At 70.4% G+C, this 15,068-nt stretch carries 15 protein-coding genes; 3 read left to right on the top strand and 12 right to left on the bottom strand.

Annotated elements, in window-relative coordinates:
* Positions 1–21 precede the first annotated feature (21 nt).
* Genes HB662_RS03550 through HB662_RS03540 form a run of 3 tightly spaced genes read right to left on the bottom strand, consistent with a single transcriptional unit; the run spans position 22 to position 2,893 of the window.
* The gene (locus HB662_RS03550) at positions 22–888 is read right to left on the bottom strand and encodes an amidohydrolase family protein (RefSeq protein ID WP_168047182.1); all 867 of its coding nucleotides are present in this window, start codon (positions 886–888) and stop codon (positions 22–24) included.
* A gap of 11 nt (positions 889–899) precedes the next feature.
* The gene (locus HB662_RS03545) at positions 900–1,886 is read right to left on the bottom strand and encodes a Bug family tripartite tricarboxylate transporter substrate binding protein (protein ID WP_168047180.1); all 987 of its coding nucleotides are present in this window, start codon (positions 1,884–1,886) and stop codon (positions 900–902) included.
* 14 nt (positions 1,887–1,900) lie between these two features.
* Entirely contained in the window at positions 1,901–2,893 is a 993-nt protein-coding gene (locus tag HB662_RS03540; RefSeq protein WP_168047178.1) for a Bug family tripartite tricarboxylate transporter substrate binding protein, read from the bottom strand.
* A gap of 293 nt (positions 2,894–3,186) precedes the next feature.
* Between HB662_RS03540 and HB662_RS03535 the strand changes: the two genes are divergently transcribed.
* A complete protein-coding gene (locus HB662_RS03535; protein WP_168047176.1) occupies positions 3,187–4,041 on the top strand; it encodes a DNA-binding transcriptional regulator in 855 nt (284 codons plus the stop codon).
* 26 nt (positions 4,042–4,067) lie between these two features.
* Positions 4,068–4,976 (top strand): DUF6282 family protein, encoded by a 909-nt coding sequence (locus HB662_RS03530; protein WP_168047174.1) that lies wholly within the window; start codon positions 4,068–4,070, stop codon positions 4,974–4,976.
* Positions 4,977–5,061: 85 nt separating this feature from the next.
* Here the strand turns inward: HB662_RS03530 and HB662_RS03525 are convergent, their stop codons facing one another.
* Positions 5,062–6,444 carry an MmgE/PrpD family protein gene (locus HB662_RS03525; protein ID WP_168047172.1) on the bottom strand — a complete coding sequence of 461 codons (1,383 nt, stop codon included), beginning with the start codon at positions 6,442–6,444 and terminating at the stop codon, positions 5,062–5,064.
* Positions 6,441–7,421 (bottom strand): Bug family tripartite tricarboxylate transporter substrate binding protein, encoded by a 981-nt coding sequence (locus HB662_RS03520; protein WP_168047170.1) that lies wholly within the window; start codon positions 7,419–7,421, stop codon positions 6,441–6,443. The genes HB662_RS03525 and HB662_RS03520 overlap by 4 nt, the downstream gene beginning before the upstream one ends.
* A gap of 209 nt (positions 7,422–7,630) precedes the next feature.
* Here HB662_RS03520 and HB662_RS03515 point away from each other — a divergent pair, with 209 nt between their 5' ends.
* Complete coding sequence (locus HB662_RS03515; protein WP_168047168.1) at positions 7,631–8,695, top strand: mandelate racemase/muconate lactonizing enzyme family protein; 1,065 nt, start codon at positions 7,631–7,633, stop codon at positions 8,693–8,695.
* 6 nt (positions 8,696–8,701) lie between these two features.
* Here HB662_RS03515 and HB662_RS03510 read toward each other — a convergent pair whose 3' ends face one another.
* From HB662_RS03510 to HB662_RS03480, 7 genes are read right to left on the bottom strand one after another with little or no spacing between them, the layout of a single operon-like run.
* Positions 8,702–9,655 (bottom strand): Bug family tripartite tricarboxylate transporter substrate binding protein, encoded by a 954-nt coding sequence (locus HB662_RS03510; protein WP_168047166.1) that lies wholly within the window; start codon positions 9,653–9,655, stop codon positions 8,702–8,704.
* Between the two features lie 22 nt (positions 9,656–9,677).
* Positions 9,678–10,451 (bottom strand): SDR family NAD(P)-dependent oxidoreductase, encoded by a 774-nt coding sequence (locus tag HB662_RS03505; RefSeq protein ID WP_168047164.1) that lies wholly within the window; start codon positions 10,449–10,451, stop codon positions 9,678–9,680.
* Positions 10,452–10,471: 20 nt separating this feature from the next.
* Complete coding sequence (locus HB662_RS03500) at positions 10,472–11,428, bottom strand: Bug family tripartite tricarboxylate transporter substrate binding protein (protein WP_168047162.1); 957 nt, start codon at positions 11,426–11,428, stop codon at positions 10,472–10,474.
* Positions 11,429–11,450: 22 nt separating this feature from the next.
* Positions 11,451–12,275 (bottom strand): amidohydrolase family protein, encoded by an 825-nt coding sequence (locus HB662_RS03495; RefSeq protein WP_168047160.1) that lies wholly within the window; start codon positions 12,273–12,275, stop codon positions 11,451–11,453.
* 10 nt (positions 12,276–12,285) lie between these two features.
* On the bottom strand, positions 12,286–13,137 hold the full coding sequence (locus tag HB662_RS03490; protein ID WP_168047158.1) for an amidohydrolase family protein: 852 nt from the start codon (positions 13,135–13,137) through the stop codon (positions 12,286–12,288).
* Positions 13,138–13,165: 28 nt separating this feature from the next.
* Positions 13,166–13,966 (bottom strand): IclR family transcriptional regulator domain-containing protein, encoded by an 801-nt coding sequence (locus tag HB662_RS03485; protein ID WP_168047156.1) that lies wholly within the window; start codon positions 13,964–13,966, stop codon positions 13,166–13,168.
* 20 nt (positions 13,967–13,986) lie between these two features.
* A complete protein-coding gene (locus tag HB662_RS03480) occupies positions 13,987–14,991 on the bottom strand; it encodes an NAD(P)H-quinone oxidoreductase (RefSeq protein ID WP_168047154.1) in 1,005 nt (334 codons plus the stop codon).
* Positions 14,992–15,068: the final 77 nt, after the last annotated feature.

Raw genomic sequence — 15,068 nt, 5'->3', positions numbered from 1 at the left:
CCAGCGAGCGCAGGCGGTGCGTCAGCCGAAATCGTACAGCCGGCGGGCATTGTCGGACAGGATGCGGTTCCGCACCGCTTCCTCCGGCGCCCAGTCAAGCAGCAGGTCGAGCAGGTCGCCATCATTCGGCATGCCGCGGCCCTGCATGTTCACATGCGGCCAGTCGGAGCCCCAGATCAGCCGGTCCGGCGCATGGGCGACCAAAGCCTGGGCAATCGGCGTGACGGAGGCATAGGGAAAATCCTCCTTTGTGCAGCGCATCGGCCCGGACAGGCGCACCCAGACGCGCCCGCTGTCCAGCATCCGCAGCATGGTGCGGAAGGCCGGCTGGTCAATGCCACCAGCGGCCGGCACCGCGCCGAAATGATCCAGCACCACCGGGCCGGGCAGCGCCATCAGCCGATCAGCGAAATCCTCCAGGTCCCGCGGCGAGGGGTAGAACTGCACCACCCAGCCGAGCTCCGCCGCCATCGCCGCGGCGCGTTCCGACAGATGCGGCAGATGCGCGCCGTGATGCGGGCTGACGAAACGCAGGCCGCGCACGCCGAGGCCATGCAGCCTTGCCATCTCCGCCTGCGTCGTCTCAGGCTTCAGCAACGCCACCCCGCGGAAATGCTGCGGAAAGCGCGCCAGTGTGTGTTCCAGATGCGTGGTGTCCATGCCGTAGCCGCCGCCGCTGACGATCACGGCATGGTCCAGGCCCAGCTTGCGCTGCAGCGCGATGCTGGTCTCCGGCAGCGCATCCTCCGAGATGTATTTGCTGCCGGGGTCGAAGGGGTACTGCGTCGCCGGTCCGAACAGATGCACCTGGCAATCCACCGATCCGGGCGGGCAGACCAGGCGCGGCGTCTTCGGGTTCGGATCGGGCGGCGGTGTCATCGGGGGCATGCGATACTCTCTCACTCGGCGCGGATATTGGCGTCGCGGATCACCTGGCGCCACAGCGGGATCTCACGCGCGATGATGGCGCGGAATTCCTCCGGCGTGGTGCCGACCGGCTCGACGCCGGAGCGGTCCAGCCGCGCCATCACCTCCGGGTCGCGGGCCGCCGCCATCAGCGCGCGGGACAGGGCGGCGATCGCCTCGGCCGGGGTGCCGGTGGGCGCCACCACGCCCATCCAGAGAATGCCCTCGAAGCCCGGTAGGCCATGCTCGGCGATGGTCGGCACATCGGGCAGCTTCGGTGACCGTTCCTTGCTGGCGATCGCCAGGGCCCGGATTGAGCCTTCGGCCATGCTGGCTGCGGAGGTGGCGAGGCTATCCAGCTTGAGCTGCACGCGGCCCGCCACCAGGTCTGTGAAGGCCGGCGCCGCGCCGCGATAGGGCACGTGCAGCACCTCCAGCCCCAACCGCTTCAGCATCAGCTCCATCGTCACATGCGGGTGGGATCCGATGCCGGCGGAGGAATAGGTCAGCTTGCCTGGATTGGCACGCGCATAGGTCACGAATTCGGCGAAGGTGGTGAAGGGCGCGGAGCGCGGCGCGATCAGCAACTCCGCGATCTGCGCGACCAGCGAGACCGGGATGAAGTCGCGTTCCGGGTCGAAGCCGCTGTTCGGCGTCAGGCTCGGGTTGATGGTGTGGTTCGGCGCTGTGAACAGCAGCGTGTAGCCATCCGGCGTGGCGCGCGACACACGCTGCGTGCCGACATTGCCGCCGGCGCCGGGCGCGCTGTCGATGATGACGTTGCCGCCGAGCAGCTCCGCCACCTTGCCCATCACCAGCCGTGCGGTGACATCCACGGTGCCGCCGGGCGGGAAGGGGACGATCAGGCGAATCGGCTGGCTCGGGTAGTCGGCGGCGCGGACCGCGGGCGCGGCGAGCGTCGCGGCGAGACCGCCGCCGGCGGCGAGCAGCAGGCGGCGGGTCGGGGTGTTGATGGGCATGGGGCTTCTCCCTCTCATTGCCGTTCGATGGCGGCGCGGTCGATGACCTGCGCCCAGATGCCGATGTCGCGCTTCAGCAGCGAGTCCATCTCGGCCGGCGTGTTGGGCGCCGGTTCGACGCCCAGCGCCAGCAGCCGGGTGCGCATGGCCGGCATGGCCAGGATCTCGCGCAGATGCCGGTTCAGCAGCGCGATCACCGGCTGCGGCGTGCGGGCCGGCGCGAACAGCCCGTTCCAGCCGGTGACGGCATATTCCGCCAGCCCGGCCTCCCGCAGCGTCGGCAGATCCGGCAGCATCTGGGAACGTCGTTCGCCGGTGCTGGCGATGGCGCGAAGCTGGCCGCCGTCCAGCGCACCGCGCGCCGCCGCGTAGGATTCGAAGGCGATCTGCACATCGCCGCGCTGTGCCGCCGTCAGCACCTCCGGCGTCGTGCGATAGGGGACGACGGTGGCATCCAGCCCGGCGGCGACGCGCAGCCATTCGGCCGCCAGGTTCTGCGTGCTGCCGGGGCTGATGGTGGCGATCGCCAGGCGGCCGCCGTTGCGGCCGGCTGCCAGCACGTCCTGCACCGAACGCAGCGGCGAATTGGCGCCGGTCAACAGCAGCAGGTCGAAGGAAACCATGGCGGAGATGGCGGTGAAATCCGCCACCGGATCATAGGGCAGCGACTTGAACAGCGACTTGTTGATGGCGTTGCCGGTGCTCAGGATCATCAGCGTATGGCCATCGGGTTCCGCCGTGGCGCCGATGCGGGCCGCCACGGCACCGCCGGCACCCGGGCGGTTGTCCACCACCACCTGCTGCCCGAGGCGCTGCGACAACTGCTCCCCCACCAGCCGCGCGGTGAGGTCCGCCAGCCCGCCTGGGCCGAAGCCGATGATGATGCGGATCGGGCCGGAGGGAAATTCCGCGGCGCGGGCGGGCGTCCAGGGCAACAGGCCGGCGCCCAGCAGCGCACCGCCGAGCAGGCGGCGACGGCCGCTTGTCGGGGCTTGGGACGGGTTCATGTCAGGTCCTCCCGGGACGTGTGATGGGCGCGCAGGGGCATGGCCCATTCTTCGTGCCCTTCCCCCTGCCTGGCCGCACCCTAGTCCGGGCCCCTGCAACCGTGACAAGCGCGCTCTGCCCGCGTTCCGCATGGTGGAAGGCTGGCCTGGCTTGACTTGATCGCGTTCCAGGATGCGGAATGCGCGCAGAAGGTCGCGGCTGCCGCAATCAGGCAGGCGCGCGGGGGAAATGGGCAGGAAACGATGCCATTCGTCATGACCATGCGCGGCACCGCCAGGCCGCTTCCCACAGGATGAGCGGGCCGCCTGTCCAATCCGTGCTGCGGGCGCTGGACCTGCTGAAGGAACTGAACCGCCAGCGCCACACCACGGTGGACCAGCTACACCGCGCCAGCGGCCTGCCCAAGCCCACCATCATGCGCCTGCTCGGCACGCTGGCCGCGGCCGGGCTGGTGGCGAAGGGGGAACGCGGGCTGGGCTACCGCATCACCTCCCAGGTCGCCACGCTCAGTTCCGGCTTCCATGGCGGTCCGCTGGTGGCGGAGGCCGGGCGCGCCTGGGCGGTGGACCTGACGCGGCGGCTGAAATGGCCGGTGGCGATCGCGGTGCCGGACCAGGGCCGCGTGGTGATCAGCGTGAGCACCATGGCCGACAGCGCCGTTTCGCCCTTCCATGCCACCGTCGGCGTGCGCTTCAGCCTGGTGACGCGCGCCATCGGCCGTGCCTACCTGGCATTCTGCCCGGACGAGGAGCGGCGCATCCTGCTGCGCCTGCTTGCCGCTTCCGCCGACCCCGAGGACAACCCGCCGAACCTGGAGCGTGTGGTGCAGGGCATGGTCGCCCTGGTGCGGCGGCAGGGCTATGCGCAGCGCGACCCGAAGGTGGAGCCGCGCAATTCCAACACCGTGGCGGTGCCGATCTGGCTGGGGGATTCGGTGGCCGGCACGCTCGGCCTCAGCTATTTCCGTTCCGTCGTCAGCCATGCGGTCCTGACCGAGCAGCTCGTGCCGGCGCTGCAGGAGGCAAGCCGGCAGATCACGGCCTCCATGGAACGGTTGCGGCAGGCCGCGCCGGCGCCGCAGGCGGATGCGTTTCGCGATGCGGAACAGGCCGAGAATGCGCTCCCCGCCCGCATCGCGCCCCCCTAGCCTCCGGGCTCCAAAGGAGCCTGCCGATGAATGCCGACCCGCAGCTGATCGAAAGCCTGATGCAAGGCGCCATCGACCTGCATTGCCACAGTGGTCCCTCCGTGATGGCACGGGCGGTGAACCATGAGCAGGCGCTGGAACAGGCCGCCGCGGCCGGCATGCGCGCCGTGCTGTTCAAGGACCACTACTACCCGACCGGGCCCTTCGTGGATGTGCTGAAGGATGCCGGCAAGGCGACGAAGGCGGAGCCGATCGGCAGCATCGTGCTGAACAATTCGGTCGGCGGCATCAACCCCTTCGCCGTCGAGCCCGCCGTGAAGACCGGCGCCAAGGTGGTGTGGATGCCCACCGTCTCCGCCGCCAACCACATCCGCGAGGGTCACCGCAAATCCCTGCTGCCGACCAAGGGCAAGATGCTGAAGCAGGTTGCGCTTTCGGTGCTGGATGCGCGCGGCGACCTGCTCGACCCGGTGAAGCAGGTGCTCGACATCATCGCCGAGCATGATGTGGTGCTGTCCTGTGGCCATCTGCACATCAGCGAGGTCTGGCCGCTGTTCGAGGAAGCCAAGAAGCGCGGCTGCAACCGGCTTCTGGTGAACCACCCCAGCTACACCGTCGGTGCTTCCCTGTCCGACGTGAAGGAGCTGGTGAGCATGGGGGCCTGGATCGAGCACTCCATCTGCATGTTCATCCCGAACCGGATGAAGGTCTATGACGAGGCCTTCCTGAAGGCGCTGATCGAGGCGGCCGGCGTCGACCGCACCTTCTTCGGCTCCGACCTCGGCCAGACCAATGCGCCGCTGCCGGTGGAAGGCTTCCGGCAGATCATCGGCCTGTGCCTGTCCATCGGCTATTCGCCGGAGGATGTGCGGAAGATGGTCTCCACCAACGCCGCGCAGCTCGCCGGCATCGGCGCCAATACGGCCGCCGCATAGCGATTGCCGAAAGCCCTCTCCCCCCGACGGGGGAGAGGGTCGGGTGAGGGGGGAACCCGCCAAAGCCCCCCCCAGCCCGGCATCCTCAGCCGGCCGCGCAGAGCCCCTCGAACAGCGGCGCGACATCCTCCAGCGCGTCGAGCCGCAACAGGCTGTCGATCGCCGAATCGGCCTGGCCGGCGCTGAGCACATCGCGCGTATTGGCGCGGAACTTCGCCACCACGTCATAGCGCGACATCGGATTGCTGCGGGTGCCGCGCATGTCATCGATGCGGTGCGTCAGCTCCCGCCCATCATGCAGCCGCACGATGACGGTGCCGCCGGACCTCGTGGCCTCGGTCTCCGGGTCGTCCTCATGCAGCACCTTGTCGGCCAGCGCATTGATCACCGGGTCGCGCAGGCTGGCCTCGGCATAGGCATCCTTGTCCATGCGGCCATGCACCAGCGCCTCCGCCACCGTATGCTGCAGGCTGATGCGGCCATGCCAGGTCGTGGCGGGGCGGCGCTTGTCGGCCACCGGCTCGCACATGGTGGGGAAGGACCGCTTGCCGATGCGCGCCACCACCTGCGCGATATCCTCCGGCCGCAAATCATGCGTGTTGCGCAGCGCGATGGCGGCCTCGATATGCGGCATCATGGTGAAGGCGCAGGGATGCACCTTGGAAGCGATGTTCAGCACCTCCCATTCCTCGCCAAGCCCGTCGCACAGCGCGTCGAAGCGCAGATCCTCGCGGCCCTGCACATGGCTGCGAAACCAGCCGAAGCGGCCATCATAGACCGGGCCGGGGCCGGAGATGCCGGCCTGCGCCAATGCCACGGCGCGCATCGCCCCGGTGGCGGCGAAGCCGACATGCATCATCTTGGTCGAGCTGCCATCCTCGAAGGAGGCATTCAGCCCGGCCGAGAGGCTGCCCGCCGCGCCGATCGCATCGGCGATGACGCCGGCCCCCAGGCCGCGCAGCTTCGCCAGCGTATAGGCACCGCCGAATACGCCGAACACCGCGGTCGGATGGAAGCCGAGATTGTGCAGCCGCACCGGCGTGATGCGGCCGAGCCGGCAGGTCAGCTCGCTGCCCACCAGCACAGCCTCGATGAGCTGCCGGCCGGACAGGCGGCGGCGCTGCACCTCGGGGAAGCCGACGGCGACGCAGGGCGCGGTGGGGTGGATGAAGCTTTCGATGTGCGTGTCGTCGAATTCCAGCACCGCGGTCATCACGCCATTGACGAAGGCGGCCGCCATCGGCGCCACTGCCTCCGCCTCGCCCAGGATGCGCGCGCCGCCGCCGCCTTCCAGCGCCAGGGCGGCGCGGCGCGCGGCGGCCACCAGCTCCAGCGGCTTGGCGGCCAGCATCACGCCGATCAGGTCCAGCACGCGCAGCTTCGTGCTCTCCACCACCTCCGCCGGCACCTGGTCGAGCGTCAGGCCGGCCGCCCATCCGGCGGCGCGGCGGTTCAGTCCCTCGCTCATTCGGCGGAGATCCCGGCCGTGCGGATGATGGCGCCGAATTGCCGCGTATCCTCCGCCAGGTCGCCGGCAAGCTGTTCTGGCGAGCGGAAGCTCGGCACCACGCCGACGCGGGACAGGCGGTCGAGGAAGGCGGGTTCCTTCAGCAGCGCCTCGACATGGCCGGCGAGCAGCGTCACGACCTCCCGCGGCATGTTCGCCGGGCCCATCAGCGCCTGCCAGCCGGAGGTGCGGACATTCGGGTAGCCCTGTTCGGCCAAGGTGGGAACATCCGGGAATTGCGGCAGGCGGCGGTCGCCCACGGCGGCCAGGGCGCGCAGCCGGCCCTGCTGCGCATGCTGGATCACCCCAGTGTCGATCATGAAATCCACATCCCCGCCCAGCATCGCCTGCACGGCGGGTGCGGAGCCGCGGAAGGGAATGTGCACCGCCTCGATGCCCGCCTCGCGCCGGAACATCTCCGTCATCACATGCAGCGTCGATCCGATGCCGGCGGAGCCGTAGTTCAGCTTGCCCGGATTGCGCTTCCCGTATTCCACCAGCTCCGCCAGCGTGGTGACCGGCAGCGTGTTGCGCACGGCGAGAAGCCGCTGCGATTCGCTGATATTGGCGATGGCGGTGAAGTCCTTCACCGGATCGAAGCCGACATTGGCCATATGCGGCAGGATGGCGAAGATCGCGTTGCCAGCGAGCATCATGGTGTAGCCATCCGGCGCCGCGCGGCTGACCGCGCGCGCCGCGATGGCACCGCCGGCACCGCCCTGGTTGTCCACCACCACGGGTACGCCAAGCCGCGCCGCCAGCCCTTCGCCCACCAGTCGCCCGACCAGGTCGCCGGTGCCGCCGGCGGCGTAGGCGACGATGAGGCGCAGCGGCCGGTCGGGGAAGGCCGCCCAGGCGGGCCGCGCCAGGCCAGCCGTGAGCAGCAGCGGGCCCAGCATCAGGGCCGACCGGCGCGGCAAGGGGTGTCGGATGGGCATGAGGGACGCTCCATGGCGGGACGGGCAATCGGGGATGCGCAGCCCGGCCGCAGCGTTCCGGCGACGATTCCCCCGCCGCAATCTAGAACGGGATTCGCCGCCCCGCCGGGCTATCTCGGGGCGTTCCGCATGCCGGAAAATTGCGCGAAACCGGGCGGCTCCGGCCGCACCGGCATGGCACCTTCCGCGGCACAGATCAGGGGACAGCCATGCAGATCGTCACGGCCGAGTTGCGTCCATGCCGCCAGCGGCAGGCCGATCCGAATTGGAAGTTCGCCCGCGCGACGGTGGCGGAACTGCAAGGCTGGGTCATCATCCTGACCGATTCGGAGGGCGTGACCGGCCTGGGCTACTGCCACGCGATTCCCGCCATCACGACGCATGGTCCGGGCGCGGAGGCGGCGCTGCATTTCCTGCGGCCGTTGCTGATCGGGCGGGACCCGGCGGAACTCGGCGCCATCATGGATCTGGTCGAGGCGACGCTGGTCGGCAACCGCTCGGTCAAGGCTGCCATCGACATGGCGCTGCACGACCTGCTGGCGCGGCGCGCCAATGTGCCGCTCTCCGCGCTGCTCGGCGGGCGGTTCCGGGAGAGCATTCCGCAATCGCGCATCCTGCCGATCAAGGCCCCCGCCGAGATGGCACAGTCCGCCGCGGCGCTGGTGGCCAAGGGCTACCGCACACTGAAGCTGAAGCTGGCCGGCGATGCCGCGCTGGATGCGCGGCGCGTGGCGGAGGTGCGCGCGGCGGTAGGGGCGGAGGTGGCGCTGACGCTCGACCCTAACCAGTCCTATAGCGCCAAGGGCTTTCTCTCCGCCTGGCGGCAGATGGAACGGCACGACATCGCGCTGGTGGAACAGCCGGTGCCGGCGGGTGACTGGGCCGGGCTCGCGCTGGTCACGCGCAGCCTGCCGGTGCCGATCGAGGCGGATGAAAGCGTCGAGACCATCGCCGACGTCCTGCGGGTTGTCGAAGGCCGGGTGGCGGATGTGGTGAATCTCAAGCTGACCAAGCTCGGCGGCGTGCGGAACTTCGTGACCGCGGCGCGGATCCTGGAGGCCGGGCAGATCGCGACGCGGATGGGCGCGGCCTTCGGCCCGGCGCTGCTGCAGGGCGCCTCCGCCCATGCCGCGGCCTCGCTGCGGCAGCTGCCCTTCGCCTGCGAGCTGTCGGAGCACGACCACATCCTGGACGACCCCTTCACGCCGCTGCCGATCCAGGATGGCATGATCGCCGTGCCACCCGGCCCCGGCTGCGGCATCGTCTATGCCTGAGGCGGTTCAGCCCAGGCCGAGATCCCGCACCAGCCGGGCGCTCGCCTGGTCCTCCGCGGCCAGGGCCTGGGCGAATTGCGCGCGATCCTGCAGCAGCACCTCGTTATAGGCGCGCCGCATCGCCTGGGCGTAGTCGGGCGTCCCGGCCGCGGACATGAAGACCTGGGCCAGGCGGTCCAGCACCGGCTCCGGCGTCTGCTTCGGCGCGAAGAAGCCGAAGCGCGTCACCAGATCCACATCCAGCCCGATCTCCCGCAGCGCGACCAGGTCGGGCAGCGCGGCGCTGCGCGTGGCGCCGGTCTGCAACAGCGGCAGGATGCCGTGCGATTCGACGGTCGGCAGGATGATGCCGGGCGCGCCCACCACCAGGTCCACATCGCCGGCCAGCAGCGCGGTCATCGCCGGCGCGATGCCCGGATAAGGCACGTGCAGCAGTTTCACGCCCGCCGCCCGCGCCATCGCCTCGGCCGCCATATGCGGCGAGCTGCCGATGCCGGGCGAGGCGATGGTGATGCCCTCCGGCCGTGCGCGGGCCGCGGCGAGCATGTCCTGCGCCGTGCGATGCGGGAAGCCGCGCTTCGCCGCGATGATGATGGGCAGCGCCACCAGGTTGCAGATCGGCGCGAAATCCGCGGCCGAATAGGGCAGCTTGTTGATGCGCGGCACCACGGTGATGGCCGCGGTGCCGGCGAAGAGCAGGGTATAGCCATCCGCCGCGCTGGCCTGCACGCGGTTGGCGCCGATGCCGCCACCGCCGCCGACGACGGAATCGATCAGCACCGGCTGGCGCAGGCGATGCGCGAAATCCTGTTGCAGCAGCCGCACATATTGGTCCGTGCCGCCGGCCGCATAGGGCACGATGATGCGGATGGCGCGGTTCGGGAAATCCTGCGCCATGGCGGGGCGGGCGAGGAGCGCGGCGCCCAGGGCGGTCAATGCATGACGGCGCGTGATCTGCATGGCGTGTTGTCCTTGTGCTGGGTCAGAGGTGCCGGCCGCAATCCACCAGCAGCGAGGTGCCGGTGGTCAGCCGCAGATGCGTGACGGCGGCGACAACGGCCAGCGCCACGTCATCCGCCTGGCAGACGATCTTCAACGGCGTCAGCGCCGCCTGCTTCAGCACGGCGTCGCGGCTGCGGCCCGGCACGAAGCCGGTATCGACGGCGGCGGGGGAGATGCCGATGACGCGGATCTCCGGCCCCAGCACGCGGGCCAGCGACACGCCCATCACATCCAGCGCCGCCTTGGAGGCGCAATAGGCGATGCTGCTGCCGAGCCCGTTCACCGCGGCGAGGGAGGAAATATTCACTACCACCGCATCGCCGCCGCGCTTCAGCAGCGGCGCGAAGGCGCGGATGGTGGAATAGGGGCCGCGGACATTGGTGATGAGGATGCGGTCGAAGGTCTCATCATCCAGCGCCTCGAGATCCGCATGCGGCACGGCGCGCGTGGTGCCGGCGGAGTTCACCAGCACATCGGCGCGGCCGAATTTTGTCTCGACTTCCGCCGCCGCGGCGCGGATGGCGGCGGTATCCGCCATCGGCAGGAACAGCGGCAGGTGGCCACTGCCCGGCAGCTCCGCCGCCAGCGCCTCCGCCCGCTCGCGCCCGCTATTGTAGCCGATGGCGATGGTCGCCCCGAGCTCCGCCAGCCGGCGGGCGGAGGCCGCGCCGATGCCGCTGCTGCCGCCGGTGATGACGACGACCTTGCCTTGCAGGTTGTAGGGGCCGAGGGCGCCCTGGTTCAGTTCGGTCATCGCGCGATCCTTCAGATGTCTCAGCCGGCTGTCAGGTTCAGGGCGGCCAGCAGCTCCGCCGTGGCCGCGTCCTCCGCCGCCAGGAAGCCCTGGAAGCGGGTCCGGTCCAGCAGCTCCACCTCGTTGAAGGCGCGCTGCATGGCCTGCGCATAGGCGGGGTCGCCGCCGCCTTCGAGCAGCAGCCGCGACCAGCGATCGAGCACGGCGGCATCCGTGCCCTTCGGTGCGAAGAAGCCGAAGCGGGTGACGAGATCCACCTCCAGCCCCGCCTCGCGCAGCGTCGGCAGATCCCGCAGCACGGCGATGCGCCGCGCGCCGGTCTGCGCCAGCGGCACCACGCCGCGTTCCACCAGCGGCATGATGTTGCCCGGCGCGCCCATCACCAGGTCGATGTCGCCGGCCAGCAGCCCAATCACTGCGGTCGCCACGCCCGAATAGGGCACGTGCAGCAGCTTCACGCCGGCCGCCTTGGCCATCGCCTCCGCCACCAAATGCGGCGTGCTGCCGACGCCCGGCGTGCCGTAGCTCAGCCCCTCCGGCCTGGCGCGGGCCGCGCGCAGGAAGCCGGCGAAATCGGTGAAGGGGGCACCCTGTCGCGCCGCCAGCACGTAGGGGATGGCGATCAGGTTCGCGATCGGCGCGAAATCCGCGATGGAGTAGTTCAGCCGCTGCAGCCGCGGCACCGCCGTCAGCGCACCGGTCCCGGCGAAGAGCAGCGTGTAGCCATCCGGCGCGGAGGTGCGGACGCGGTTGGCGCCGATCGCACCACCACCACCGGTGACGGAATCGATGACGATGGGCTGGCCGAGCGCCTGGGTCAGCCGGGCCTGCAGGGGCCGTATGAACTGGTCCGCGCCGCCCGCCGCATAGGGGACGATCACGCGGATCGCGCGATCCGGATAGGTCTGTGCCCGTGCGGTGCCTGCCCCCAGCATCAGCCCCGCCGCCGCCAGCACGTTGCGCCGCGTCGTGTTCATGCGATCTTCCCTTTCTTGCCGGTCAGGCGGACATGCGGAACAGCCGCGCCGGATTGGTCCAGAGCACCTTCTCCCGATCCGCCGCATCGGGCAGGACGCGATGCAGCGCTGCGAGCAGCGGGCCGAAATCCGTGCGCGCCCTGGCGCGCAGGAAGGGCCAGTCGGAGCCCCAGATGCAGCGATCGATGCCGAAGGCCTCGATCAGCGCCGCGACGAAGGGGTCCGTGTCGGCATAGGGTGAATCCGTCACGCTGAAGCGGAAGATACCGGACAGCTTGATGACGGCATCGCTGCTGCGGCCGAGTTCCAGCAGGGCGCGGAAGCCCGGCTGGTCCAGCCCGCCCGCTAGCTCCGGCCGGCCGCAATGGTCGATGATGACCGGCAGCTTCGCCGCACGCAGCCTGGGCAGCGCGGCGATCAGCGAATCGCCGTGGTGATAGTGAAGCTGCGCGAACCATCCGACATCCCGCGCCCGTGCCAGCGCACGCTCGCCAACCGGCCCCAGAAGCGGCGGGCTGGTCGGGAAGTCCAGGTTGAAGCGGATGCCAACGATGCCGCCTTGCACCATGCGATGGATCTCGGCTTCCGGTGTCGCATCCGGCAGCAGCGCCACGCCCTTCAGCCGGCCGGCGGAGGCGGCGATCGCCTCCAGCATGTAGGTGTTGTTGGCGCCATAGCCGCCGAGCGGATTGATTAGCACGCCATGGGTGAAGCCGTGGCTTGCCAGCATGTGCAGGAATTGCGGCGCGGTGCCGAGCTCATTCGCCTGGATGTCGAAACCGCGGTCGCCGCCCCAGCCCTGGCGGGTGAGGTCGAAGGCATGGGCGTGTGAATCGACGGCCGGCATGCGTGACCTTTCAGAAACCATAGAGCGTGGCGGGGTTGTCGACGAGCAGGCGCTGCCGGTCCGCGGCCTCCGGGGCGAAATCCGGGACCAGGTTCAGCAGCTCCATCTCATCCACCGGCGTGGTCAGGTTGGGGTGCGGGAAATCGGTGCCCCACAGCACCCGGTCCGGTGCGGCGCGCAGCAGGGCGCGGGCGAAGGGCAGGGCCTCGGCGAAGGGGCTGCGGGTCATCCGCTCGGCGCCGCTCAGCTTCACCCAGATGCGATCATCGCCCAGCAGGTCCAGCAGCGTAAGGAAGGCAGGGCCGTTCACGCCGAGGGCGGGATCGACGCGGCCCATGTGGTCGATCACCACGGGCATCCGCAGCCCGCGGATCACCTCCGCCATCTCCAGCACGCCATCGCCCTGCAACTGCATCACCATGTGCCAGCCGAGCGGCCGAGCCCGGTCCGCGGCGCGGTGGAACAGCGCCATGTCGGGCGCGCCGCCGAGCGCCTTGATGAAGTTGAAGCGGATCCCGCGCACGCCGGCCTCCTGCATCTCGCGCAGCTCGGCATCCGTCGTCGCGTCGTCGATCATGGCGACGCCGCGGTAGCGTGCGGGATCGGCGCGCAGCGCATCCACCATGGCGCGGTTGTCCGTGCCATGGCAGCTCGCCTGCACGATCACGGCACGGCCGAGCCCAAGCCGCCGGTGCAGCGCGGCCAGCACTTCCTTCGGCTTGTCTTCCGGCGTGTAGCGGCGGCTGGGCGCATAGGGGAAGCGGTCGGCGGGGCCGAAGACGTGGCAATGCGCATCGCAGGCCAGTGGCGGCACGGTGAAGCGCGCCTGGCTTGGCGCGAGGTCCTGGCCTTCGGCCTGCATGTCGTTTCCCCGGGTTTCTGGCGGGAAGCTAGTGTGGTGCCCCGCCGGTGCAGAAGGATGAACTGCCCGTGTTCCGCATGCCGGAATGCAGGCGCAGCAGTGCCGCGCTGATCTCGCGGCTCGCCTGGTGCAGCGCAGGCACCAGCTCCTCGACCAGCGCGTGCTGGCTGACGGCGGAGCGGAAGAAGCTGAGTCCGAGGGTGCCGGCCACCGCATCCTCCAGCCAGATCGGCACCGCCACGGTATTGGAGTTGCGCGGCTCCACCTTCGGGTCGCGCAGCGCGTAGCCCTGGCGCCGCACGGTCAGCACAAGGGTGCGGACCACGCGGTCCAGCTTCGGCGGGTTGTCCTCGGGATCGGGGGAGGCGGCGAGCAGGCGCAGCAGGCTGCGGCGCTCCGCCTCCGGGCAGCAGGCGAGGTAGGCGCGGCCCAGCGCGCGGGTCACCATGCTGTGGCGCATGCCGATGGTGGCGTGGAAGGGGGAGACCGGGCTGCTGGCCGCGGTGCTGAGGCTGATGGCGATGCGGCTGCCATCGCGCACCGCGATCGCCGCGGGCCAGCGCAGCCGGCGGGTCAGCTCCACCGCCCAGGGGCGCCCGGCTTCCGCCACCAGCGGCCCGCCTTGCAGACCGGCGCTCAGCGCCTGCACGTCGGAGGTGACGCGGTAGCCGATGCCGCGTTCCCCCTTCATCACCAGCCCCGCGCCGGTCAACGTGCCGAGCAGCCGCATCACCGTCGGCTTCGGCAGGCGGGTGACGCGGTGGAGCTGGTCCACGGTCGTGTTCTGCTGCCTGTTCAGTTCCCGCAGGATCGACAGGGCGCGCAGCACGGATTGGACCGGCGCCTCGGTCAGGGGATCGTCTCCGCCAGGTCGGAGACGGTCAGCACCAGCTTGCCGATCTGCGCATTGGCATCCAGCACCGCCTGTGCGGCCGCCGCATCCTCCAGCCGGTGCGTCCCGCAGATGTGGGTGCGGATGCGCCCGGCCTCCAGCAGCGGCCAGACCTGCGCCACCAGCTCCTGCGCGATGCGGCCCTTATAGGCGGCGGGACGGGCGCGCAGGGTGGACCCGGTGAGCGTCAGGCGGCGGATGTAGATGTCCCGCGTGCTGATCTCCGCCATGGGGGCGCGGTGGCTGGCGATCAGCACCAGCCGGCCGTCCGGCGCCAGCAGCGCCATCTCCAGCGGCGTGTAGTCGCCGCCCTGGCCGTCGAGGATGACATCGACGCCGGCGCCGCCGGCCAGGGCGCGCACCTGGTCCGGCCAATCGGCCTCCCGGTAATCCACCACGTGATGCGCGCCGTATTCCAGGCAGACGGCGCGCTTGGCGGCGGAGCTGCTGGTGGCGATGACGGTGGCGCCGCGCAATTCCCGCGCCATCTGCATCGCCGCCATGCCGACCCCGCTGGTGCCGCCCTGCACCAGCAAGGTTTCGCCTTCGGCGAGGCGGCCGAGCCAGAAGACGTTGTTCCAGGCGGTGAAGAACACCTCCGGTAATGTCGCCGCCTGGGCGAAGCTGAAGCCGCGCGGGATCGGCATGCATTGCGGCGCCGGCACCAGGCAGAACTCCGCATAGCCGCCGCCGGCGACCAGCGCGCAGACCGCGTCGCCGGGGCGCGGCCAGGTGACGTCCGGCGCCACCGCCTCCACCACGCCCGCGACATCGAGGCCGGGGATGTCCGTGACGCCGGGCGGCGGCGGGTACAGGCCCTTGCGCTGCTGCACATCCGGCCGGTTCACCCCGGCGGCGGCCACGCGTACCAGGACCTGCCCTTCGCCACAGACGGGCATTGGCCGCTCCGCCAGTGCCAGCACCTCCGGCCCGCCCTTGCCCCTGATCTCGATCACCCGCATCCGTCGGCATCCTCCATCGCGCTGGAAGCTAAGCATGGCGGCGCGCATCCGCAGGCGGAGGATGCGTGTCATTCCGA

The organism is Falsiroseomonas frigidaquae (assembly GCF_012163145.1).
GTDB classification, from domain to species: domain Bacteria; phylum Pseudomonadota; class Alphaproteobacteria; order Acetobacterales; family Acetobacteraceae; genus Falsiroseomonas; species Falsiroseomonas frigidaquae.
The sequence above is the reverse complement of the archived record's forward strand: the minus strand, read 5'-3'. Positions and strand labels throughout refer to the sequence as shown.